General features: G+C 70.2%; 23 protein-coding genes and 1 riboswitch. Of the genes, 6 read left to right on the forward strand and 17 right to left on the reverse strand.

The window, feature by feature from the left end:
* Positions 1–83 precede the first annotated feature (83 nt).
* Positions 84–998: a LysR family transcriptional regulator gene (locus tag AC1DJH_RS00435; RefSeq protein WP_435483642.1), complete on the forward strand. Its 915-nt coding sequence runs from the start codon at positions 84–86 to the stop codon at positions 996–998.
* Between the two features lie 181 nt (positions 999–1,179).
* Positions 1,180–1,947 (forward strand): flagellar brake protein, encoded by a 768-nt coding sequence (locus AC1DJH_RS00440; RefSeq protein ID WP_478184325.1) that lies wholly within the window; start codon positions 1,180–1,182, stop codon positions 1,945–1,947.
* A 26-nt stretch (positions 1,948–1,973) separates the two neighbouring features.
* On the opposite strand, the gene AC1DJH_RS00445 is transcribed toward AC1DJH_RS00440, so the two are convergent.
* The 17 genes from AC1DJH_RS00445 to AC1DJH_RS00525 are packed head-to-tail and all read right to left on the reverse strand — an operon-like array spanning position 1,974 to position 18,917.
* Positions 1,974–2,438, reverse strand: a complete 465-nt coding sequence (locus tag AC1DJH_RS00445; protein WP_472119645.1) for an OsmC family protein — start codon at positions 2,436–2,438, stop codon at positions 1,974–1,976.
* 23 nt (positions 2,439–2,461) lie between these two features.
* A complete protein-coding gene (locus AC1DJH_RS00450; protein ID WP_472119643.1) occupies positions 2,462–3,013 on the reverse strand; it encodes a GNAT family N-acetyltransferase in 552 nt (183 codons plus the stop codon).
* Positions 3,014–3,069: 56 nt separating this feature from the next.
* Positions 3,070–3,798: an LrgB family protein gene (locus tag AC1DJH_RS00455; protein WP_478184326.1), complete on the reverse strand. Its 729-nt coding sequence runs from the start codon at positions 3,796–3,798 to the stop codon at positions 3,070–3,072.
* On the reverse strand, positions 3,795–4,148 hold the full coding sequence (locus tag AC1DJH_RS00460; RefSeq protein ID WP_435483637.1) for a CidA/LrgA family protein: 354 nt from the start codon (positions 4,146–4,148) through the stop codon (positions 3,795–3,797). The genes AC1DJH_RS00455 and AC1DJH_RS00460 overlap by 4 nt, the downstream gene beginning before the upstream one ends.
* Positions 4,149–4,167: 19 nt before the next feature.
* Positions 4,168–5,172 carry an aminotransferase class I/II-fold pyridoxal phosphate-dependent enzyme gene (locus AC1DJH_RS00465; RefSeq protein WP_478184327.1) on the reverse strand — a complete coding sequence of 335 codons (1,005 nt, stop codon included), beginning with the start codon at positions 5,170–5,172 and terminating at the stop codon, positions 4,168–4,170.
* Positions 5,169–6,143, reverse strand: a complete 975-nt coding sequence (cbiB, locus tag AC1DJH_RS00470) for an adenosylcobinamide-phosphate synthase CbiB (RefSeq protein WP_478184328.1) — start codon at positions 6,141–6,143, stop codon at positions 5,169–5,171. The genes AC1DJH_RS00465 and cbiB overlap by 4 nt, the downstream gene beginning before the upstream one ends.
* A gap of 21 nt (positions 6,144–6,164) precedes the next feature.
* Positions 6,165–10,193, reverse strand: a complete 4,029-nt coding sequence (cobN, locus tag AC1DJH_RS00475; RefSeq protein WP_478184329.1) for a cobaltochelatase subunit CobN — start codon at positions 10,191–10,193, stop codon at positions 6,165–6,167.
* Positions 10,190–10,573, reverse strand: a complete 384-nt coding sequence (locus AC1DJH_RS00480; RefSeq protein ID WP_472119629.1) for a DUF2149 domain-containing protein — start codon at positions 10,571–10,573, stop codon at positions 10,190–10,192. The genes cobN and AC1DJH_RS00480 overlap by 4 nt, the downstream gene beginning before the upstream one ends.
* Positions 10,570–11,043 (reverse strand): MotA/TolQ/ExbB proton channel family protein, encoded by a 474-nt coding sequence (locus tag AC1DJH_RS00485; protein ID WP_472119626.1) that lies wholly within the window; start codon positions 11,041–11,043, stop codon positions 10,570–10,572. Before AC1DJH_RS00485 ends, AC1DJH_RS00480 begins: the two co-directional genes overlap by 4 nt.
* Positions 11,043–11,723 carry a 5,6-dimethylbenzimidazole synthase gene (bluB, locus tag AC1DJH_RS00490; protein ID WP_478184330.1) on the reverse strand — a complete coding sequence of 227 codons (681 nt, stop codon included), beginning with the start codon at positions 11,721–11,723 and terminating at the stop codon, positions 11,043–11,045. Before bluB ends, AC1DJH_RS00485 begins: the two co-directional genes overlap by 1 nt.
* A 5-nt stretch (positions 11,724–11,728) precedes the next feature.
* Positions 11,729–12,298, reverse strand: coding sequence for a cob(I)yrinic acid a,c-diamide adenosyltransferase (gene cobO, locus AC1DJH_RS00495; RefSeq protein ID WP_435493170.1), 570 nt, complete (start codon positions 12,296–12,298; stop codon positions 11,729–11,731).
* Between the two features lie 22 nt (positions 12,299–12,320).
* Positions 12,321–13,103, reverse strand: coding sequence for an ABC transporter ATP-binding protein (locus AC1DJH_RS00500; protein WP_478184331.1), 783 nt, complete (start codon positions 13,101–13,103; stop codon positions 12,321–12,323).
* Positions 13,100–14,125: a FecCD family ABC transporter permease gene (locus AC1DJH_RS00505; protein ID WP_478184332.1), complete on the reverse strand. Its 1,026-nt coding sequence runs from the start codon at positions 14,123–14,125 to the stop codon at positions 13,100–13,102. Before AC1DJH_RS00505 ends, AC1DJH_RS00500 begins: the two co-directional genes overlap by 4 nt.
* Positions 14,122–14,997: an ABC transporter substrate-binding protein gene (locus tag AC1DJH_RS00510; protein WP_478184333.1), complete on the reverse strand. Its 876-nt coding sequence runs from the start codon at positions 14,995–14,997 to the stop codon at positions 14,122–14,124. The genes AC1DJH_RS00505 and AC1DJH_RS00510 overlap by 4 nt, the downstream gene beginning before the upstream one ends.
* Positions 14,994–15,590 carry a bifunctional adenosylcobinamide kinase/adenosylcobinamide-phosphate guanylyltransferase gene (locus AC1DJH_RS00515; protein WP_472119616.1) on the reverse strand — a complete coding sequence of 199 codons (597 nt, stop codon included), beginning with the start codon at positions 15,588–15,590 and terminating at the stop codon, positions 14,994–14,996. Before AC1DJH_RS00515 ends, AC1DJH_RS00510 begins: the two co-directional genes overlap by 4 nt.
* Positions 15,574–16,977 (reverse strand): cobyrinate a,c-diamide synthase, encoded by a 1,404-nt coding sequence (locus AC1DJH_RS00520; protein WP_478184981.1) that lies wholly within the window; start codon positions 16,975–16,977, stop codon positions 15,574–15,576. Before AC1DJH_RS00520 ends, AC1DJH_RS00515 begins: the two co-directional genes overlap by 17 nt.
* Before the next feature lie 11 nt (positions 16,978–16,988).
* On the reverse strand, positions 16,989–18,917 hold the full coding sequence (locus tag AC1DJH_RS00525; protein ID WP_478184334.1) for a TonB-dependent receptor domain-containing protein: 1,929 nt from the start codon (positions 18,915–18,917) through the stop codon (positions 16,989–16,991).
* A 92-nt stretch (positions 18,918–19,009) separates the two neighbouring features.
* Positions 19,010–19,270: riboswitch (cobalamin riboswitch) on the reverse strand.
* Between the two features lie 58 nt (positions 19,271–19,328).
* Here AC1DJH_RS00525 and AC1DJH_RS00530 point away from each other — a divergent pair.
* The 4 genes from AC1DJH_RS00530 to AC1DJH_RS00545 all read left to right on the forward strand — a co-directional run bounded on the left by AC1DJH_RS00530 (position 19,329) and on the right by AC1DJH_RS00545 (position 22,825).
* Positions 19,329–21,047 carry a ClcB-like voltage-gated chloride channel protein gene (locus AC1DJH_RS00530; RefSeq protein ID WP_478184335.1) on the forward strand — a complete coding sequence of 573 codons (1,719 nt, stop codon included), beginning with the start codon at positions 19,329–19,331 and terminating at the stop codon, positions 21,045–21,047.
* Positions 21,048–21,150: 103 nt separating this feature from the next.
* Positions 21,151–21,375 carry a DUF904 domain-containing protein gene (locus AC1DJH_RS00535; protein ID WP_093129838.1) on the forward strand — a complete coding sequence of 75 codons (225 nt, stop codon included), beginning with the start codon at positions 21,151–21,153 and terminating at the stop codon, positions 21,373–21,375.
* The gene (locus AC1DJH_RS00540; RefSeq protein ID WP_478184336.1) at positions 21,372–21,704 is read left to right on the forward strand and encodes a cell division protein ZapA; all 333 of its coding nucleotides are present in this window, start codon (positions 21,372–21,374) and stop codon (positions 21,702–21,704) included. The genes AC1DJH_RS00535 and AC1DJH_RS00540 overlap by 4 nt, the downstream gene beginning before the upstream one ends.
* A gap of 293 nt (positions 21,705–21,997) precedes the next feature.
* Positions 21,998–22,825: a sulfite exporter TauE/SafE family protein gene (locus tag AC1DJH_RS00545; RefSeq protein WP_478184337.1), complete on the forward strand. Its 828-nt coding sequence runs from the start codon at positions 21,998–22,000 to the stop codon at positions 22,823–22,825.
* Positions 22,826–22,907: the final 82 nt, after the last annotated feature.

Raw genomic sequence — 22,907 nt, forward strand, 5'->3', positions numbered from 1 at the left:
TCGGATGGTCACTAGGGAAATGCCCTTGCTGTGTAAGAATCCGCCTCCCCCGGTGTGGGCCGGGCACCCAGAACAGGCATTCGATGGATCAAATCCAGGCCATGAGGATCTTTGTCCGCGTCGTGGAAGCGGGCACTTTCACCCGTGCAGCGGACTCGCTCGCCCTGCCCAAGGGCACGGTCACCAAGCAGATTCAGGCGCTGGAGCTGCGCCTGCGCGTGAAGTTGCTCAACCGCACCACACGCCGCGTGACGGTCACGCCCGACGGCGCGGCCTACTACGAGCGCGCCGCGCGCCTGCTCAACGACTTCGACGACATGGAAGCCAGCATGACGAATGCGCAGGCCAACCCCACGGGGCGGCTGCGCGTCGACATCGGCACCTCGGTGGCGAGGCTGATCATCCTGCCCCACCTGGCCAGTTTCTGCGACCGCTACCCCGACATCCAGGTCGACCTGGGCGTGAGCGACCGCACCGTCGACCTGATCAGCGACAACGTGGACTGCGTGATCCGCGCGGGCGAACTCAGCGACCAGTCGCTGGTGGCGCGGCGCATCGGCACGCTGCATTTCATGACCGTGGCCTCGCCCGCGTACATCAAGCGCTACGGGATGCCGCAGCACCCCAACGACATCGAGAAGCGCCACGTGGTGGTGAGCTATTTCTCGGGCACCACGCGCCGCGTGTACCCGCACGAGTTCAAGAAGGGCGACGAGCACATCGAGCTCAACGGGCACTACCGCGTGTCGGTGAACGAGAGCAACGCGCACATCACGGCGGTGGTGGGCGGCTTCGGCATTTCGCAGGTCATCACCTTCATGGCCGAGCCGCTGGTGGAAAGCGGCGAGCTGGTCGAGGTGCTGCCCGACTGGGAGCGCGACCCGCTGCCGATCCACGTGGTCTACCCGCCCAACCGCCACCTGAGCGCCAAGGTGCGGGCCTTCGTGGACTGGGCCGCCGAGCTGTTCGCGAAGAATCCGCGGCTGCAGCGGCGCTGAGCGTTCGGGCCGGTCCCGCAAATATTTCATGTCCGACCCCTAAACTTTGGCCGGACGCTGCCGCTATTGATAGTGAGCCAGACCTGCTGGACACCGGACGGCGTCGCACGTTCCGGTTGAACGCGCGTGCCGCGGCGTCGACGAAGACCGCGCCCGCAAGAACCTACTGAACCGCAAGCCCATGGAAAACCAGTCGAACGGCCAAGCCGACGCGCCCGCCCAGCCGCACACCGCGCCAGACGAAAGCACCGACGAATTCGGCCGCCGCAACCCGCTGGAGATCGGCGCCCGGCTGCGCAATCTCGTCAACAGCGGCGACTTTCTCACCGTGCAGCACGCCAGCGGCCAACTCGTGACGCAGCTGCTGGACGTGGACGTGCCGGCGCGCACCTTCACCTTCGACTGGGGTGCGTCGTCCGAGCAGAGCCAGGGCCTGCTGACGGCGCCGCGCTGCCAGTTCAGCGCCCAGCCGGACGGCGTGCGCATCGAATTCGCCACAGTTTCGCCGCGCGAGACCCGCTTCGAAGGGCGGCCCGCGTTCGAGGCCGACTTTCCCGAGGTGCTGTTCTACCTGCAGCGCCGGGAGTACTTCCGCGTCGACACGCCGCTCGATGCATTCACCTGCACGGGCCGCTGGCCCAAGGGCGATGCGTTTCGCTTCGACGTGAACGACCTGTCGCTCGGCGGCGTCGGCATGCGCACCATGGACGAGCGCATCACGAACCTGTCGATCGGCACCTTCCTGCGCAACTGCGAACTGTCCCTGGGCACGCTCGGCAAGCTATCGATCGACCTCGAACTCGTGTCCAGGCGCCACACCACGCTGCCGAACGGAAAGCTGCGCTACCAGCTGGGCTTCCGTTTCATGGCGCTGCCGGGCAGCGTCGAGGGCCGGCTGCAGAAACTGATCACGCAGCTCGAAATGAAGCGCAACGCGTTGGTGCGCTGACGCACGGCGCACCGGCCGTGCGCGTCTCAGAACACCGGCTCGCAGCGCACCTCGGTCTTCACTGAATTGGCGATGAAGCATTCGTCGTGCGCGCGATGGTGCATCTGCTCGACCTGCTCGCGCGTGGGCAGGTTGGCGCCCGAGAACGTCACCTGCGGGCGCAGCGTGACCACCGTCATCGCCATCTTGCCCTGCGCGTTCTTCTCCATCACACCGCTGGCCGCGTCGAAGTAGCGGTCGACCACGAACTTGCGCTTCACGGCCATCGTGAGGAACCACAGCATGTGGCAGTTCGACAGCGAGGCGACGAACATCTCTTCGGGGTCCACGGCCGAGGCATCCGACATCGGCAGCGGCACCACGTGCGGCGACGAAGAGCCCGGCACCTCCGCCCCACCGTCGAAGCGCAGCGAATGCCTGCGGCTGTAGGTGTTGGCGAGAAAGTCCTGCTCGCCCCGCTCCCAGAGGATTTCCGCGGTGTAGTGGGCCATGGTCTTGCTCCTTGCTCGGCGATTCAGAGGTAGATGAAGTAGCGGTACTTGGTCAGGCTGCCCTGGCTGGGCAGCGTGATGAAGGTCTCGGCCAGCACGCCGCCGTTGGCCTCGATCACCTTCTGCGACGCCAGGTTGCCCGGGCTGGTGGTGATCTCGACACGGCTCAGCCCTTCGCCGGCCGCCAGCATCAGCATCGCGCGGAGCGCGCGCGTCGCGTAGCCCTTGCGCTGCTTCCAGGGCACGACGTTGTAGCCGATGTGGCCCAGGCAGTAGGCCGGCAAGGCGATGGTGCCGGGCTGCCAGCGCAGGTCGATGCTGCCGCAGAACTCGCCGTCCCACATCCAGCACTTGTAGCCGGGCAGCCGCGGCACCTGCGTGCCGTCGGGCAAGGTAATGGGCGCGCCGAGGGCCTCGCGGTCGACCAGGCTCGCAAGAAACGCCGCAGCATCGGCCTCGATGGCGGCGCGCTCTTCAGGGCCCGATTCGGGACGCGATTCGTCGCGCGACCAGCCCCGGTTCAGCGCCGACACATAGCCGCCCAGATAGGGCCTGGCGGGCCAGACGAGCTCCATCGGGCGCGGATCGGTGAGGGGACGGGACCAGTACAGCGGCACGCGTTATTCCCCTTTCAGGCTCCCATCAGCTTGACGATCAGCGGCACCAGCAGCGCGGTGGCGATGCCGTTCAGCCCCATGGCCAGCGCGGAGAACGCGCCCGCCGTCTCGTTCACCTGGATGGCGCGCGCCGTGCCGATGCCGTGCGCCGCCATGCCGACCGCAAAGCCGCGCACCGCGGGCTCCCTGATGCGCAGCAGGTTCAGCAGCCCGGTGGCCATGATCGCGCCCGAGATGCCGGCCACCGCCGCGGCCACGGCCGCCAGCGAGGGCAGCCCGCCGATCTTCTCGGCCACGCCCATGGCGATGGGCATGGTGGCCGACTTGGGTGCGAGCGACATCATCAGCTCGTGCGAACCGCCCAGCACCCATGCAATGCCGATGGCCGACACAATGGCCGCGACCGAGCCCACCAGCAGCGCCGCGCCGATGGGCAGCCACAGCCGCCGCAGCCGGCCGACCTGGCTGTACAGCGGCACGGCCAGCGCCACGGTGGCCGGGCCGATGAGGAAGTGCACGAACTTCGCGCCTTCGAAGTACGTGTCGTAAGGCGTGCGCGTGAGCAGCAGCACACCGACGATGACCACCACCGAGATCAGCACCGGGTTGACCACCGGGTTGCGCCCGCTGCGCGTGTGCAGCCACAGCGCGCCCAGGTAGGCCAGCAGCGTGAGCGACAGCCACAGCAGCGGCGACTGCGCGAGGAAGACCCAGATCTCGGAGAGTTTGGCGGGCGCGGTCATTCGGCGTCCTTTCCGGTGACGCGGATCATCCAGCGGAACGTGAGCGCGGTCACCGTCATGGTGAAGGCCGCCCCGACGATGCCCGCGGCAAGGAAAGGCAGCCATTCACGCCCCACCCGCTCGAAATGCAGCATCACGCCGGCCACCGCCGGGATGAACAACAGCATCAGGTTGCGCAGCAGGTGGCCCGAGGTGTCGGTCAGCGCCTGCGGCACGCCACGGCGCACCAGCAGGCCGATGAACAGCAGCACCATGCCGATCAGCGGACCGGGAATGGGCAGGCCGAGCCACTGCACGAGCAGTTCGCCCGCGAGTTGGCAGAGAAAGAGCGTGGTGATGGCGTAGAGCATGGTCTGTACGGGTCGGCTTTCAATGGTCGGCGCAGGCGGGCGCGCGTGTCCATCCCTCTTTCAGGGCATCCTGGCTCGCCGGCGGCAGCACGCCCAGGCGCACATGGCCCGGCAGGCCGAAGGAGGCACAGTCGCGCAGCTTGATGCCCTTCGTGCGCAAGGCGCCGGCCAGCTGGGGGTAAGGGCGGTCGGTGCGCGCGCAGAAAAAGTTCGCCTCACCGGGCAGGCAATGCCAGCCCAGCGATTCGCAGAGCACGCGTTGCTGCGCCTTCCACGCGCGCAAGGTCTGCAGGCTTTGCGCGAGCCAGCGCTGGGCGTCGTCACCGACCCAGGCGTCGAGCAACGCGACGCCGTGCGTGCCCAGCGGCCAGGACGGGGCCAGGCATTCGACGCGCCGCAACAGATCGGCATCCGCATCGTCGGGCGCGACGGCATAGGCCGCGCGAACGCCGGTCAGGCCCATGGCCTTGTTGGGCGTCCACATCTGCCAGACGCGGTTGCGCTGCGCATCACCGAGCGACGGGGTTCCCTGCAGGCGCAGCGGCTCGTAGGCCAGGTCGAGGACGCAGACACCCTGGGCGCCGGCGGCATGCTGCGGCAGGTCGGCCTGCGGCTGGCCCAGCGGGCTCGACGGCTCGCAGCACCAGCGCAGCGCGGCGCCGGCAGCCGCCTGCGGTGCGCGCAGCACCTGCAGCCCCCAGGCCCGCGCCGCACGCTCGTAGTCGCCATAGCTGTGCGCCGGCAACCACACCGTGCGGCCGCCCTGCTGCATCACGGCCGCGCTGATGCGGTGGATGAATTCGCTCGCGCTGGCTGCAACGACAACGCGCCGGGCCGGCACGCCATGAAAGGCCGCGAGCTTGTTGCGCAGCGCCGTGTAGTGCGGGTCCGGGTAGTGCGCGGCATCGGCGGTGCGCAGCGCTTCCAGTGCGTACGGGCACGGCCCCACCGCGTTGCCGTTGGTCGAGAAGTCGTGCGGTGCCGCGCCGGAGGCATCGGGGCCGCCATGCAGCGCCGCACTCATGCCCACCTCCAGCCCGTGGTCGCCAGGATGGCCAGCGACGCGAACAGGCCCAGCGCCAGGGCCGCCCGCTCGCCCAGCCGCGCGGTGCGCTGCATGTCGGCCGCGCAAGGCGCACGGCCCTCGGCATTCAGCGCATACACGCCCGGCTTGGCCAGCCGCACGCCGAGCAGCAGCGCCATCGCCGCCATCGGCCAGCCGCTGTTCGGCGACGGGGTGCGGCGTGCCTCCTGCGACAGCCCTGCGGGCCAGCGCCACGCAGCGAGCGCCAGCAGCAGCACCGTGATGCGCGCCGGCACCCACGACAGCAGGTCGTCCGCGCGGGCGGCCCATTTGCCGAGCCAGGTCCAGTCGCGGCCGTTGCGCTCGCCGCGGTAGCCCCACATCGCGTCGGCCGTGTTGGCGAAGCGGTAGAGCGCCGCGCCCGGCAGGCCGAGCAGCACGAACCAGAACACCGGGGCCACCAGCGAATCGTTGAGGTTTTCGGCCAGCGACTCGATGGCGCTTTCGCGCACCTCGCGCTCGCTGAGCCGCGAGACGTCGCGGCTCACCAGCCGTGCCAGCTGCTGGCGCCCGGCATCGAGCGACACGGCCAATGCGGCCTCGACCGCCAGCACCTCGTCGCGCAGCATGCGCCAGGCAAAGAGCGGCTTGAGCAGCAGGCCGAGCAGCAGCGGCACGGCCCACAGGGGCAGCCACTGCGTGACGAGCGTCTGCAAGGCCATCGCGACGCCCCAGACGCACGCCGCACCGACACACCACGTCAATGCGCCGATGAAGAACATCGGCAGGTCGGTTGGCTTCGACAGGTGCATGCGCGGCGCGACGCGCGAGCCGATCCACCCGAGGTAGTTGCCCATCCACACGACCGGGTGCAGCGCCGCGGGCGGCTCGCCCAGCCGGCGGTCGACAACCAGCGCAATCCACAGCGCGGCGGCCACGGCAAGGGCGTATTCAGGATTCGGGTGGGGCATGAGACCCGCCATTCTCGCGAATCAGGCCGGCGCCCGGCCCCGGCGCCATTGCATCAGCGCGCCGAATGCGACGAGCAATGCGGCACCGAATGCGACGCAGAGCCGAAGGACGACGGTTTCGGCTGGGGGCGCCGGGGTGTCAGCCGGCGTGGGCTCGAGCTTGAGGCCGCTGACGGGCTGCGTGGTGTCCGGCGCCGGCTCGGGCGCGGGCGCTTCGGGCGGCGCGGTCGCGGACGCCGCCGCGACCACGGGCTCGACCGGAGGACGCGGCTGCGCTTGCGGCTGCGCCTGCGCTTGTGCCAGTGCCGCGGGCGCCAGCGCCGCCTGCACGAAGCGCTGCACGCCCGCATTGGGCTCGCGCAGCCCGGTCGCGCGCGCTGCCTCCGCATAGGCCTGCGCCAGCTCGCGCCGCGTGGCGGCATCGGGCTTCCAGTAGTTCAGCCGCACCGCGTCGAGCATGCGCTCCAGCGTCTGCGCGAAGGCGGCGCGGTTGTCCCCTTCGAGCCATTCGCGCGTGCCCAGCTTGTACCTGTCGCGCACATACACGTCGTGCAGCGACTGCCACTGGTCCTGCCGCACGGCGGCCGGTGCGGTGACCTGCCAGCCCCAGAGGAACTGCGCGGTCTTCAGCACCTGCAGCGTGCCGCTGTAGCCCTCGGCCTTCTGCGCCGCGATCCACTGCGGATGCAGGTAGCGGGTCTGCATCTCGCGCGCGATGGCGCCCGCGGCCGTGTCGGTGCGTACCGCGGCGCCGTCGCGCAGGTTCTGCACGTACAGCGCCGGGTCCTTGCCCGTGAGCTGGCGCACGGCCTGCGCAATGCCGCCCAGGTACTGGAACGGGTCGTCGTTGGTCAGCACGCCGTACAGGTTGGAGCTGCGCGCCATCAGCGCCGCATCGACCTGCACCAGGTTGCCCGCATAGGCGCCGGGCCGCGCCTCGCCGTCCAGGCCCTTGCCGTAGGCGTGCCCCATGCGGTCCATGTAGAGCTGCGCCATCTGCGCATCGCCGCCGCCGCGTTGCTGGCGCTCCCACACGTCGCTTGCGAGCGCGGCTTCTTCGAGCCCCGCGCCGTAGCTGCCCTGCTCGTTCGAGAACACGCGCGCCGTCGACCAGCGCTGCGCCTCCTGCGCCGACGCGCCTTGCGCGCGCAGCTTGCGCGCCAGCGCCTCGCTGTGCAGCGCCACGGCGTTGCCGGGTTCGCGCAGGGCCGCCACCTGCTGCACGGCTTCGTCGAGCCAGCGCATCACGTTGGGGAACTGGTCGCGGTAGGAGCCGGTGACGCTCAGCAGCACGTCGATGCGTGGCCGCTTCAACACCGGCGCGGGAATGACCTCGATGCCCGTCATGCGCCCGCCCTCGTCCCAGCGCGGCTTCACGCCCATGGCGTAGAGCGCCTGGCTTTCCAGCACGCCCTGGTGGCGCGAGGCCTCGCCGGCCCACAGCGTGAAGGCGATCTTCTCGGGCGCCTTGCCGGCGTGGGTCTTCGCGTGCTCGGCGATCCAGACGTCCATGGCGGCCACGCCCGTGTCCCATGCCACGCGCGTCGGCACGCGGCTCGGGTCGAAGCCGTAGAGGTTGCGCCCGGTCGGCAGGCTGTCGGGGTTGCGCACCGGATCGCCGCCGTAGCTCGACTTCAGGTAACGCCCGTCGAGTGCGGTCAGCAGGCCTTCGATTTCTTCGTTGTGCGCGAGCACGTCGTCGAGCTGGCGCGCACGCTGCGCCAAAGCCTGGAGGCGCTTCTTTTCGGCGGGCGTCCTGCCCATGTCGCTGGCCGCCTGTGCGTCGGTGAGCGCCAGTGCCACCCAGCGCGCGGGCTTGGAGCCGGCGACGCTCTTCGCGTCGATCAGGAAGGCCTCGTCGACGTCCTCGCCCAGCGCCTCCACCAAGGGCTTGCCGAGGATCTGCAGGATCGTCATGCGCCGGCGTTCGGCACTCGGCGCCTGCCCGAAGGTGGCAAGGCCCAGCGGCTGCGCGGTCTGCGCGAGCTCGTCGAGGTACGGGTGCAGCACGGCGATGAAACCCGCGAAGTCCGCGCGGATCCGCGCGGGTGTCCATTTCAGGTCGCGGTCGTAGTGCTGCTCGACGAACGCCGCCGTGAGTTGCCTTTCCATCGCGGTCTTCACCGGGCCGGGCGACAGCGTCTCCCAGTCGTGCATGCGCTCGTGCATGTCCTGCACCCCGGGGCGAAAACCCGCGGGCGCGAACATCGGCGTCGAATGGCTCACCATGGTCGCGCGGCCGCGCCGCTTGGCGGTGGTGGCCTCGCCGAGGTTGTCCATGATGTACGGGTACACGTTGGGCAGGTCGCCGAGCGCGAGCAAGGGGTCGTCCTGCACCGACAGCCCGCGCTCCTTGCCCGCCGACCACTCGAGCGTGCCGTGCGTGCCCACGTGCACCACCGCGCTGGCACCGAACTGCGTGCGCAGCCAGAGGTAGGTGGCCAGGTAGCTGTGGCTCAGCGGAACGGCGGAGCGGTGATACACCTGCTCGGCCTTGCTCGCCACCGGCGTGCCGGGCTCGAAGCGCGGCGGCTGGCGCAGCACCACCACGTTGCCGAACTGCACGCGCGGAATCACGAAGGCCGGCTCGCCCGCGACGTTTCGCAGCATGGTCGACTGCTCGGGCGGGCCCCAGCAGGTTTCGATGCGGCGCTGCGTGTCGGCAGGCAGCGCGCGGAACCATGCGAGGTAGCGCGACAGCGGCAGCGCATCGGCCAGGCCGCTGCCCAGCAGCGGCTGCAAGGCATCGCCCTGCCCCGCGGGGTAGTAGGCCTTCATCGTCGCCTGCACCTGCGCGACGAGCGCGTCGGTGCCCGGCAGGTCGGTGCGGTAGCCGGCGGACTGCATCGCCGCGAGCATGTTGTTCACGCTGCGCGGCACGTTGAGGAACGACGCGCCGAAGTTCGCCTCGCCCGGCGGGTAGTTGTAGACCAGCATCGCGACGCGGCGCTCGGCGGCCGGGGTGCGCTGCAGGCGCAGCAATGCGGCGGCCTTGCCGGCCACGGCGTCGATCTGCGCGGGCAGCGGCTGCAGGTTGCCGGCCGTGGCATCGCGGGCGGTCACCAGCATCGGGTCGGTCATGCCGGCCAGTTCGCTCGGGCTGTAGTAGGCGGCAATGTCGGTCTGCGAAAGGCCGTCCTTGCTCTGCGCCCATTGCGCGGCGTCCATGGCCAGCGAGGGCAGCGTCTGCAGCACCGGCACGCCGATGCGCTCCAGCTCGGCCTTGCGCTCGTTCGGGCTGAACACCAGCGAGGCGTTGACGACCGCGTCGGCCACGCGCCGTTCACCGGCGTGCGTCATGCGAAAAAACAGGTCCTTCTGCTGGCGCGGGCCGTAGAAGGCATAGGCGCGAAGGCCGCGCTGTTCGAGCGCGGCGATCAGCGCGTCGAGCCAGCCGGTGTCGTCGCCGGTGACGGTGGCGCCGTTGATCGCGATGGCGACCGTGCCGGTTCCGGGGAGTTTGTCGATGGCGGCGATGTCGGTCGCGATGCGCGGCCAGCCCGGGTGGTACAGGCCGGCCAATGGCAGCGGCACGGGGTCCGGCAAGCCCGCGAGGCTGCCGGGCTGCGCGAGGGCCCGCATGGCCGCGTCAAGATTGGCCGAACCGGAAAAGCGCCAGTACTCGCGCAACCTTTGCGCCCACGCGGCATCGACGCCACGCTCGGCCGCCAGCGGCGCGGCAACGGAAGCCTGGCCTTTCGCGACCAGCGCGAACTCGCCGATCAACACATAGGGCGTGGCGCTGCGCGAGACCGTGTCGCCGAAGCGCGCCGCGGCGGCCTGCGCCACGCTGAGGTGCGGCGCGTCGATCACCAGCAGGCGCGCGCCGTCGAGCGCGCCTGCCAGCGCTTCGGGCGAATCCGTTGCGGCCGACATCACCTGCAGCGGCACACCCGCGTCGCGCGCCGCGGCCTGCAGCCGCACCACGCGCGCCGGCGATACCAGCGAGGTGCTCAACACCACGACCCGCGAAGAAGCCTGCTGGGCCTGGGCCGGCACCAGGAACCCCAGTCCAGCCAGGAGCAACCAGAAGAAGAACCGCTTCGTCACTTCCCGCCCTGCGCCGGCACGGCACCCGAAGGTACTGCCCCCGAAGGCACTGCATCCGCCGGCACATAGACCATCGTGCCGTCCTTCAGCCGCCAGGCGGTGCCGGCCTTCTCGCCGTCGCCCTGCCCCGTCGCGCCGCTGGCCTTGAAGCGCGTGATCTTCTGCCCCTCGCGCGTGATGATCTCCATGTTCGGCTGGCCCTCGTTGCGGATGACCGTCACCTTGTCCTGCGCGAAGGGGTTCATCGGGTTGTTGATGACCGCGATCATCAGCATGCCGATCACCACCATGAACACGTCGATCAGGTTGATGGTCGAGAGCACCGGGTCGTCGTCGTCGGTGTCCAGGCTGCTCAATATTGAAAACTGCCGACGGGTCATGACAACCGGTCCCGCGCGTCCAGCACCGTCACCAGCTCGCGCATGAGCCAGCGCCTGCGCACGGTGTAGACCACGAAGGTGATGGAGGCCGACGCCAGCGCCACGATCACGGCGGCGAACGCGGGCGCCAGGCTCTGCGCCACGCCCTGCGATTCGCCCGAGGCCACGGCCACCAGCGCCGGGCCCATCGGGATCATGGTGGCGATCAGCCCCAGCATCGGCGCCACGCGGCTGCACAGGCGCACGCCTTCGAGCTGCTTGAGCACCACCAGCTCCATCTGCTCCTGGCTGGCATCGGCATGGTGCCGCAGTGCCAGCACGCGCGACGGGTCGCGGCGGCGCTGCAGGTACTCGATGCCGAAGGCGCCCAGGCAGTACACGGCGTACACGAAGGACAGCAGCACGCCCAGCGTCACGGGCCAGAGGAACAGGCGCGCAAGTTCGAAGAGAACGGTGTCGAAGGCAAGCATCAGGCGGGTTCCCCGAGAGAACGGTCGAACAGGTCCGAAGGCCGGCCCCAGCCTTCGTCGAACACCAGCGACGCGAGCGGCGCGCGCCGGGCCCAGCGCTCGCGCTGCAGCATGGGTTCGTCGTAGAAGTGATGCACCGGCCCCAGGCACAGCAAGGCGATGGGCTCCGCCCCTTCGGGCAGGCCGAGCAGCACCGACACCTCCGCCGGGTCGAACAGCGACACCCAGCCCATGCCCAGGCCTTCGGCACGCGCCGCGAGCCACAGGTTCTGGATGGCGCACGAAGCGGAGGCCAGGTCCATCTGCGGCAGCGTGCGGCGGCCGAACACATGCTTCTCGCGCCCGTCGGCCAGCGTCACCGCCAGCAGCTCGGCCGCGTCGAGCAGGCCCTGCACCTTGAGGCACATGAATTCGTCTTCGCGCTCGCCCAGCGCACGGGCCGTGAGCACGCGCTCGTGTTCGACGACACGGTGCAGTTGCTGGCGCAGCGCCTGCCCGCGAATGCGAATGAAGCGCCACGGCTGCATGAACCCGACGCTGGGCGCGTGGTGCGCCGCGCCGAGCAGCCGCCGCAGCACCTCGGGCGCGACCTGCCCGCCTGCGAAGTGGCGCATGTCGCGCCGCTCGTGGATCGCGCGGTAGACCGCCGCCGCCTCGTGCGCCTCGAACGCGTGCGCCATGGTGTTCAGTCTTCGATGCCGCGTTGCGCGGGAATGCCGGCCTTGAAGGCGTGCTTGACCAAGGTCATCTCGGTGACGGTGTCGGCCAGCTCGATGAGTTCGGGCGGGCAGCGGCGGCCGGTGAGCACCACGTGCACGTGCTTGGGACGCGTGCGCAGGGTTTCGAGCACGCCTTCGAGCGGCAGCCAGCCGTAGATCAGCGGGTAGGTGATCTCGTCGAGCACGACCAGGAAGAACTCGCCCGACAGGATCGCCGCCTTGGCCTTTTCCCAGCCGTCGCGCGCCAGCTGCCCGGAGCGTTCGAGGTCCTGGCTCTTCCAGCTGAAGCCGTCGCCGAGCCCTTCGATGGGAATGCCGATCTGCTCGAACATGCGGTGTTCGCCGAAACGTGCGCTCGGCACCTTCATGAACTGGTAGATCTTCACGGGCTTGCCACGGCCGTGGGCGCGCAGCGCGAGGCCGAAGGCGGCGGTGCTTTTTCCCTTGCCGTCGCCGGTGTTGACGATGACGATGCCTCGGCGTTCGCCTTCAGGCTTCTCGTACGGCTTTTCGCTGGGGGGTGTTTCGATCTGCATGGTTCTTCGGTTCGTATGTTGGTTACTGCGGCAACGCAATCCACTGGTCCGCCACGCGATGCACACGAATGCGCTGGTCGAACACCTGCTCGAGCGCGGTGTGGGTCACAGGGTCGCTGCAGCCGCCGTGGTGCACGACACGGCCCTGGTTCATCACGACCAGTTCGTCGGCGGCCAGCGCCATCGGCAGTTCGTGCAGCACGCTGACCACCGTCTTGCCCTGGGCCACCAGCGCACGCGCGGTCTGCATCCAGTCGGCCTGGTGCGGCGGATCGAGGTTGGCGAGCGGCTCGTCCATCAGCAGCAGATCGGCCTCCACCGCGAGCGCGCGCGCCAGCAGCACGCGCTGGCGCTCGCCGCCCGAGAGCTGCCCCAGCGGGCGGTCGCGCCACTCCCAGGCCTGGGTGCTGCGCAAGGCGCGCTCCACGGCTTCGCGGTCGGCCGTGCTGGGCGCGGCCAGCCAGCGCTGGTGCGGCAGCCGGCCGAGCATGGCGATGTCGTAGACCATCAGGTCGTCGGCACTGCCCTCGCCCGTGCCGCTCTGGCCTAGCCAGGACAGGCGCTGGGCACGGATGCGCGCGGGCACCTTGCCCAGCACGTCGCCGAAGAGCCGCACCTCGCCCCGGTGCGCGAGCAGGCCCGCCATCGCCTTGAGCAGCGTCGACTTGCCCGCGCCGTTCGGCCCGACGATGCTGGTCCAGCGCGCGGCCGACAGCTGCAGGTCGATGTCGTGCAGCACCTCGGTCGCGCCGAGCGTGGCGCTCACGCGGCGCGCTTCGAGGGCGGGTGTGTCGTGGGTGCTCATGCCACGCCGCTCCGCGCGCTGCGCCGGTGCATCAGCCACAGCAGGTAGCTGCCGCCCAGCACGGCCGTGAGCACGCCCACCGGCAGTTCCTGCGGCGCGATCAGCCAGCGCGCCAGCAGGTCGGCCGCCATCAGCAGCAGCCCGCCCATCAGCGCCGACAGCACGATCAGCCGCGCATGCGTGGTCTTGACGACCGAGCGCACCAGGTGCGGCGCGGCCAGGCCGACGAAGGCGATCAGGCCGGTCTGCGCGACGGCCGCACCGGTGGCCAATGCCAGCACCACGACCAGCGCCGCGCGCATGCCGCCCAGCGGCAGGCCCAGGCTGCGCGCGGTGGCCTCGCCCAGCGCCAGCCCGTCGAGCACCGGCGCCAGCGCCCACGCCAGCAGCAGACAGACCGTGCCGACCATGGCCATCACCGCGCAGGCGCTCCAGCCGACCAGGCCGGTGCTGCCGAGCACGAAGCCCTGGAGGGCCTGCAGGATGTCGGCCGAGGCGATGGTGATCAGGTCTTTCGCGGCGCCCAGCACCACGCCGACGATCACGCCGGCCAGCAGCAGGCGCAGCGTCTGCTGCACGCCGCGCGCCAGCATCAGCGTGAGCATCACCGCCAGCACCGCGCCAACGAAGGCCGCGCCCGTGAGGCCGAGCCGCATCACCCATTGCGCGCTGGCGGCCGAGCCGCCGAACATCAGCAGCGCCACGGCCACGCCGAGCGAGGCGCCTGAGGCGCTGCCCAACAGGTACGGGTCGGCCAGCGGGTTGCGGAACAGCCCCTGCGCCACCGCGCCCGCCAGCCCCAGCAGCGCGCCGGCCAGCCATGCGCCCAGCGTGCGCGGCAGCCGGATGTCCCGCACGATCTGCAGCGCCACCGGGTCGTGCCGCGCCGACAACAGGCTTTCGAAGCCGGTGCTGCCGATGCCCAGGCCCAGCAGCATCAGCGCCGCGCCCAGCACCAGCAGGCCCACGCCGAGCAGCAAGACCCGGCGCAGGTGGGCTGTGTGCCTGAGCGCGGCGTTCACCGCTTGCCCCTGTCGCCTTGCGTGGAGATGCACTGCGCCATCAGGCGCGCGGCCTCGTCCATGCGCGGGCCGGGGCGCACCAGCACGTCGGACTGCTCGGCGCTGAAGCGGCAGATGCGGCCTTCGCGCACCGCGCGGATGCCGGCCCAGCCGGGCCGCTGCTCCAGCCCCTGCGCGCTGCGCACGCTGACCATGATGAGGTCGGGGTTGGCGCGCACCACGTATTCGGGGTTGAGCTTGGGAAAGGGCCCCAGCGACGCCGGCACGATGTTCTTCACGCCGAGCCGCGCGAGCGTCTCGCCGATGAACGAAGACTCGCCCGCCGCATACGGCGCGCTGTTCACTTCGAAGTACACGCGCAGTCCCTTCGCACTCGCGGGCAGCGACTGCGCGGCCGCCGACACGCTGGCGTCGATCACGCGCCAGACCTTCGGTGCGTCGTGCGTGCCAAGCACCTGGTCGAGCTTGTCGAGCACGCGCCGCACGTCGGCATGGTTCTTCGGTTCGAGCACCAGCACCTTCACGCCCAGCGCTTCGAGCCGCTGCGTGACGCGCGACGACTTGGCGAGCAGCACCGCGTCGGGCTTGAGCGCGACGATGGCTTCGACGTTGGGGTCGAGCCCGCCGCCGACCTGCGGCAGCGCCTTCACCTGTTCGGGCGAATTGGAGTAGCGGTCGATGCCCACCAGCCGGTTGCAGGCGCCCAGGGCACAAACGGATTCGGTGAGCGAGGGCAGCAGCGTGACGATGCGTTGCGGCGGCTGCGGCAGGCTGACGGTGACGCCGCGCTCGTCGACCACGTCGAAGGCGTGCGCCGTCCATGCGAACAGCATCAGGCCGAGGGCGGCCAGGGACAAGCGCAAGGCCTTCATGCGGCGGGCGCCTTCAGCGTCAGCGGCAGGCCGGCCGCCATCAGGGTCACGCGGTCGCAGGCGGCGGCCACGTCCTGGTTCAGGCGGCCGAGCGCATCGACGAAGGCGCGCGTCTCGCGGCCCATGGGAATCACGCCCAGGCCGATTTCGTTGCCGACCAGCACCACCGGGCCGCTCGCCTCGCGCAGCGCCACCAGCAGCATGGCGATGTGCATGGCCGGCGTGCGCGTGGCGGGCCGCGCATCTTCGCGGGGCATGGGCATCGTCAGGTTGGTGAGCCACAGCGTGAGGCAGTCGACGAGCACCAGCGTCTCGGGCGTGCTCTGCGTGACCACGGCGCGCGCGAGCTCGATCGGCTCCTCGATGGTGCGCATGCCGGGCACGCGCTCGGCGCGGTCGGCCTGGTGGCGCACGATGCGCTCGAGCATCTCGTCGTCATAGGCCTGGGCGGTCGCGATCATCACGGCGCGGTGCCGGGGCGCGGCGGCCAGCCAGTCGATGGCGCGCTGCTCGCCGCGGCGCGACTTGCCGCTCTTCTGGCCGCCGAGGATGAATTCGTGCACGGCGGTCTTCGGCTTATTCGGCAGGGGCATGGCTCTCCAATGCGATGGGCATGGTACCGAACAGGCGCGCGGTGGCTTGCGGGCTGGAAGCGAACCACGCATGGAAGTAGCTCGCGCGCACCGGGCCGCGCACGTACAGCGCCTCGCCGGCGCGCGCGCCCACGGGCTGGGTCACGGTGGGCCGGGCGGTATGGGCGACCGGCGCAAGGGGCGTGTCGCACAGCGAATAGTGGAAGGTGTGGCCGCGCAGGGTGTGGTCGCCGAGCACGAGCTGCTGCGGGCCCAGGCCGGCCAGGCGCTTCTGCATCGCGACCTTGCCGGGCAGCAGGCCCCACATGCGGTGCACCTGCACGCCATGTTCTGCGCTGTCTTGCGTGGCGAGCTCGTCGAACAGCACCATCATGCCGCCGCACTCGGCCCACACCGGCTTGCCGGCTGCGGCATGGGCGGCGAGCGACTCGCGCGTCGCGGCGCAGCCAGCGAGCGCTTCGGCATGCAGCTCCGGGTAGCCGCCGGGCAGCCAGACGGCATCGCAGGCCGGCAAGCCATCGCCCGCCAGCGGCGAAAAAAAGGACAGCCGCGCACCCAGCGCCGTGAGCACGTCGAGGTTCGCGGGGTAGATGAACGAGAAGGCCGCATCGCGCGCAATGGCGACGGTACGGCCGGCCAGCAAGGGCGGCACCGGCCGATCGGGTGCGGGGGCTTCGAAGCTCACCTGCGGCAATTGCGAAGGCTGCAGTTGCCCCAACGGCGTGGCGGCGAGCACATCGGCGACCGCATCGAGCCGCGCCATCGCATCGCCCAGTTCGCTCGCCAGCACCAGCCCCAGATGCCGCTCAGGCAGCGTGAAGCCCGCGTCGCGCGGCAAGGCGCCCATCCACTGCGAAGGCTCGCGCAGTGCGTCTTTCAGCATGCCGGCATGCCGCTCGCTGGCGACACGGTTGGCCAGCACGCCGGCCCACGGCAGGCCGGACCGGAAGTTCTGCAGGCCGTAGGCCAGCGCCCCGAAGGTGCCGGCCATGGCGTGCGCATCGATCACCGCCAGCACCGGCAGGCCGAAACGCTCGGCCAGGTCGGCGGCGCTGGGCGTGCCGTCGAACAGGCCCATCACGCCCTCGACGATCAGCAGGTCGCACTCGGCCGCCGCGGCGCGCAGGCGCGCGCGGCAGTCGGCCTCGCCGGTCATCCACAAGTCCAGCGAGTGCACCGGCGCACCGGTGGCCAGCGACAGCCAGAGCGGGTCCAGAAAGTCGGGCCCGCACTTGAAGGCGCGCACGCGCCGGCCCTGGCGCGCATGCAGCCGCGCGAGCGCGGCGGCGACGGTGGTCTTGCCCTGCCCGGAGGCAGGCGCGGCCACCAGCACCGCGGCGCAGGTGGCGCGCGGGGCCGGCGCGCCATCCGGGGTGCCGGTGGGCAGGGATGAGGGGTTTACTGAGGCGTCCACTTGAGGCCGACGTACGCGGTGCGGCCTGCATTGGCATACAGCCGCGCGAACTGGTAGTCCTTGTTGCCCACATTGTCGACGCGCGCCACCAGGTTCAGGTCACGCGTGATCCTGGTGCTGGCCGACAGGTTCAGCACGGTGTAGCCGCCGAGCTTGACGGTGTTGGCCGCGTCGTCGTAGCGCTTGCTCGAGGTCTGCACCTCGGCGCCCAGCGTCCAGCCGGCCACGCGCCAGTCGGCGCCCAGCAAGGCGTGGCGCTGCGCACGGCGAGCCAGCAGGTGGTCGGTGGCGAGGTCGCGCGGGTCCTGGTAGTCGAGCGAGGCGCGCAGGGTCACGTCGCCGAAACGCTGGCTGCCCGACAGCGTCACGCCCTGGTAGCGGGCGCGCGCGGTGCTGGCGTAGCAACCGAACGACGAGGCGCAGCCCTTGGCCGTGCCGTCGAACACGATCAGGTTCTGCACGCGGTTGTTGTAGACCACGATGCCCGCCTGGGTGCCGTCTTCGGCGTACTGCAGGCCCAGCTCCACGTTGCGGCTGGACTCGGGCTTGAGCGTGGCCAGGCCGTACTCGCTGAAGCGCTGGTACAGCGTGGGCACGCGGAACGCCGTGCCGGCCGAGGCGGTGAAGCGCAGCGCCGGCGTGATGGCAAAGCCGTAGGCCGCGCTGCCGGTGGTCTTGCCGCCGAACTCGCTGTCCTTGTCGTGGCGCACGTGCAGCTGCAGCGAGTGCGGGCCTTGCACGAAACCGTAGCCCAGCGAAATGGCGTCCTGCGCGCGGTCGCGCGACAGCAGCTTGGACGAGGTGGTGGGCGCGTTTTCGAGCGCGTCTTCGCGGCGTTCGAAGGTGGCGCTCAGCAGGTGCGGGCCGAAGCGGAACTCGTTCTGGAACAGGTAGCCGCGCAGCTTGGTTTCGGTGCGGTAGAACGACGGCTGCGTCTTGTAGACGGTTTGCGAGTCGGTCACCTGCACGCGGGTGCTGTAGACGTCGTTCCACTTGGCCGACCAGGTCAGCCCGGCAGTGCGCAGCGTGTTGTTCGCCTGGTCGTTGGCGAAGGTGATGGGCAGCCGGCTGCGGTACGACACCGTGGCGTCGTAGCCGGCCGTGATGTCGCTGCTGAGCAGCGTGGCGTCCAGGCGCTGGTCGGGCGTGATCTGCAGGCCCAGTTTCAGGTTGCCCGAGGTGCTGCGGTAGCCGTCGCGGTCGGGGCTGGTGAAGCCGTCCTTGCTGGGGGTGCGCTTGTCGACCGGCTGCACGTTGAAGCCCTTGCTTTCCTCGTGCTCCACGCCGAACGCGTAGTCGAGCAGGCCCGACTTGCCGCTCACGCCGCCTTCGATCTTGCGCAGCCCCTTGCTGCCGAAGCCGATGCCCGCGTAGGGCCGCACGCCCTCTTCGCCGCGCCGGGTGAAGAGCTGGATCACGCCGCCCACCGCGTCCGAGCCGTACACCGCGGCGGCCGGGCCGCGCAGCACTTCGATGCGGTCGATCTGCGACAGCGGAATGCCTTCCCAGCCGGCGCCGCCGGTGGATTGCGAGTCGATGCGCACGCCATCGAGGTACACGGCCGTGAAGCGCGTTTCGGCGCCGCGGATGAACAGGCTGGTGGTATTGCCCACGCCGCCGTTGCGCGAGATCTCGATGCCGGGCAGGCGCGCGAGCACGTCGGCCACGCCGGTCGCGCCGCTGCGCTCGATGGCCTGGCGGTCGACGATGGACACGTCGCCCACCAGTTCGGACAGCGCCTGCGGCGTGCGGTTGGCCGTGACCACCGTTTCGCTCAGGGCCGGGGCTTCCTGGGCATGGGCGAGGCCGCCGAAGGCGGACGCCAGCGCCACGCCCAGAGGCAGTTGCAGGCAGGCGAAACGAAGACGGCGCGCAGGCGCGCGGCCACTGGAAAAGCAAACGTGGGAAATCATTGAATGGACCGAACGAACGTCTATACCCCTCGCCGGCCTCCCCGCCGGCGCCATGGGCGCCATGGCTGCCCCTGCGTGGATCGTTCACGCATGCGGCAGCCGCCTTGTTGGCCGGTATCCGGGCTGGCAGAACAACCCCCACCGCCTTCCCAGGCACCTGTTTCAGGGCGCCCAGTGGCTTGGATGGAAAGGGGTTGGCGCCTTGCGGCGCCGTCTGCTTGACCGTTGCGGGGGCAGCGCAGGCGGCTTCGGCCTTGGACCGACCTGCGCGAGGTCGGGGGGCTTCCACTCCTGCTTCCCGTTGAACCGCGGCATGTGAACCAGGCCGCAGGCACCAACGGGCGGCATTTTAGGCCCTGCGGGCTCTTCCTTAAGTCGAAAGTTGCGCCCACCGCTAACATCGGTCGCCATATGCGGCCCGCCTCGGTATTCCTGAATCTTCGTTCGGCGCTGCAGCGTCTGCTGGGTGTTTCCGGCTGGCAATCGATGCTGCTGTGGGCCATCGTGGCCGGGCTGCTCGGCACGCTGGCGACCGAACTCTTCCGCGCGGCGCTCTACCACTTCGAGCACCTGGTGCTCGGCCCCGGCAACGGGCTGGTGGCCATGGCGAAAGGCCTGCCGTGGTGGGCGCGCGTCGCCTGCCCCACGCTCGGCGGGCTGGTGGCGGGGTTGCTGCTGGTGTGGGCCGGACGCATCGCTTCGCGCAGCGCCACCTCCGACTACATGGAAGCCATCGTGCTGGGCGACGGGCGCATTCCGGTGGCGCAGACGCTCGTGCGCAGCGCGTCGTCGCTGGTGAGCATCGGCAGCGGCGGCTCCATCGGGCGCGAAGGCTCGATGGTGCAGCTCGCGGCGCTGGCGGCGTCGCTGCAGGGCCGGGTGTTCCGCTTTCCGGTCGAGCGGCTGCGGCTGCTGGTGGCCTGCGGGGCGGCGGCAGGCCTGACCGCCGCCTACAACGCGCCCATCGCGGGCGCCTTCTTCGTCGCCGAGATCGTGCTGGGCTCCATCGCGATGGAAAGCGTGGGGCCGATCATCATCGCCTCGGTGGTCGCCAACGTCGCCATGCGGGCGCTGCCCGGCTACCAGCCGCCTTACCGGATGCCGGCGTTCCCGGAGATCCACGGCACCGAGGTCGTGCTGTTCTGCGTTCTCGGCGTGCTGCTGGGCTTCGCGGCCATCGGCTTCCTGCGCGCGCTGCAGGGCAGCCGGGCGCTGTTCTCGCGGCTGCCGCTGGCGCTGCCCTGGCGGCTGGCGCTGGGCGGCCTGCTGATGGGCGCGATCTCGGTGCCGGTACCCGAGGTGTGGGGCAACGGCTACAGCGTGGTCAACGCGGTGCTGCACACGCCGTGGCCGTGGACTTTCATCGCCCTGGTGCTGCTCGCCAAGGCAGCCGCCACGCTGGCCACCGCCGGCTCGGGCGCGGTGGGCGGCGTGTTCACGCCGGCGCTGTTCTTCGGCTGCATGGTCGGTGCGCTGTTCGGCCAGGGGGTGCAGGCGCTGTGGCCGGCGGCCACGTCGGCGCCCTTCGCCTATGCCATCGTCGGCATGGGTGCGTTCCTGGCGGGCGCCACGCAGGCGCCGCTGATGGCGATCCTGATGATCTTCGAGATGACGCTGAGCTACCAGGTCATGCTGCCGCTCATGGCCGCCAGCGTCATCGCGTATTTCGTGGCGCGCTCGGCCAATGCGGGCTCCATGTACGAGATCACGCTGCGGCGCAACGAACAGCGCGACACGCAGCTGCGCCTGCGCGGGCTGCACATGCGCGACCTGGTGCAGCCGGCCGAAACGGTGGTGGGCCCCGGCGCCGACCGCGAGGCGATGAGCAGGATCTTCCTGCAGCACCCGGTGAAGTACCTGTACGTGGTCGATGGGGACAACCGCTACCTCGGCGTGGTGCCGCTCGCGGCGCTGGGCACTGCGCCCACCGAGACGACCGCGGGCGCCCTGCTGTCGCAAGCCATCCGGCCGATCACCGCCGACACCGGGCTGGGCGAGGCGCTGCAGCGCTTTCTCGACCACCTGGGCGAACGGCTGCCGGTGATCGAAAGCACCGCCAACCCGGTGCTGCTGGGCGTGGCCGCCAAGAGCGCGTTGCTGGCCACCTACGTGCGCCTGAGCGAGCCATGAAAGGTTTGATCGGCGGGCTGCGAAGCCGCAGAATCGCGACCACGCCGGGCACCGCGCCCAGCCTCGGCAGGACCGCTTTCCCGGGAAACTACAATCGCCAACCATGCCCGCTTCCAGCCCCATCGACCAGATCGCCGAGCGCGTCGAACGCCTGCTTGTGCGTCACGAAGAGGTGCAGCGCACCAATGCGCTGTTGCAGGAACAGGTCGATGCGCTCACGCGCGAACGCGATGCCCTGAAGTCTCGGCTGGCCGCGGCCCGCACACGACTGGACGCCCTGCTCGAGCGGTTGCCGGCTGAACCACCTTCCCAAGACTCCCCCGCATGAAGCAGATTGAAGTACAGATCATGGGCCAGAGCTATTTGCTCGGCTGTCCCGATGGCGGCGAAGCGCAGTTGCGCGAAGCCGTCGAACGCGTGGACGCGGCCATGTGCAAGATCCGCGATGCAGGAAAAGTCAAGGCCCGCGACCGCATCGCCGTGCTGGCCTCGCTGAACCTGGCGTTCGACCTGGCCGCGCAGCAGCAGCCCGCCGCGCCCGCTCCCGCCGCCGCAAGGTCCGACGACGCGTCGGCCAGCGGCGAGGCCGACCCCAAGTCCGCGCAGCTCATTCAAAGACTCGATCAAGCCCTGGCCGGCGATGGACATTTGCTCTGAATGAGCGCCGCGGACGCAGACGGGGCGTAAAATCCGCCTTGTCTGCAGACGTGTCGGGCTTAATATTTCCTTGTTCCAATGCTCTCCGGAGCCGGGCTTGGTACATCGCTTGACGGGTGTGATCATCTCGCGTCAGATGAACCCGAAGTCTTGCTGCCCTCGCCCACCTGAACCCTGGTTCAGGATGCGGGTCCGGCACACCATCTGCAGACACCTTTTCCCGCCGCGGCCCCCTGCACCAGTTGCACGGGGCCGCTGCTTTTTGCCGCAGCATCTTCCTTCCTGACTTCCCCGTGAACCTCGCCGCCCTGCTCGACCCCCTGCTCATCGCCGAACTCGCCGCGCTCGGCCTGGGCACCGGTTTCCTCGCGGGCCTGCTGGGCATCGGCGGCGGCATGCTGATGGTGCCGTTCATCACGATCATCATGGGCCAGCGCGGCGTGCCGGCCGACCTGGCGGTGAAGATGGCCATCGCCACCTCGATGGCCACGATCATCTTCACCTCGGTGTCGAGCGTGCGCGCGCACCACAAGCGCGGCGCGGTGCGCTGGGACATCGTGAAGCGGCTGTCGCCCGGCATCGTCATCGGCAGCCTCGTGGGCAGCCTGGGCGTGTTCGCGCTGCTCAAGGGCACGGCGCTTGCCATCTTCTTCGCGCTGTTCGTGGGCTTCTCGGCCACGCAGATGTTCCTCGACAAGAAGCCCAAGCCGACGCGGCAGATGCCGGGCACCGGCGGCCAGTTGGCGGCCGGCGGCGCCATCGGCTTCATCTCGGGCCTGGTGGGCGCGGGCGGCGGCTTCATCAGCGTGCCGTTCATGACCTGGTGCAACGTGGCCATCCACAACGCGGTGGCGACCAGCGCGGCGCTGGGCTTTCCGATCGCGGTGGCGAACGTGCTGGGCTACGTCATCGCCGGCCATTCGGTCGAAGGCTTGCCGGCCGGCTCCTTCGGCTACATCTGGCTGCCGGCGCTGGCGGTGATTGCCGCGTGCAGCGTGTTCACCGCGCCGCTGGGCGCCAAGGCGGCGCACAGCCTTCCCGTGAAGAAGCTCAAGCGCGTGTTCGCGACCATCCTGTACCTGCTGGCGGCGTACATGCTCTGGAAGGGCCTGCACGGTTGATGCGGGCCTGAACCCGCAAGCCCGGCAGCGGCCTCCAAGGCCCTTCGGCAGAAGGTGCGACTCGTTGCGGCGCCACAGGGCG

Source organism: Variovorax sp. 10N412, from assembly GCF_056394985.1.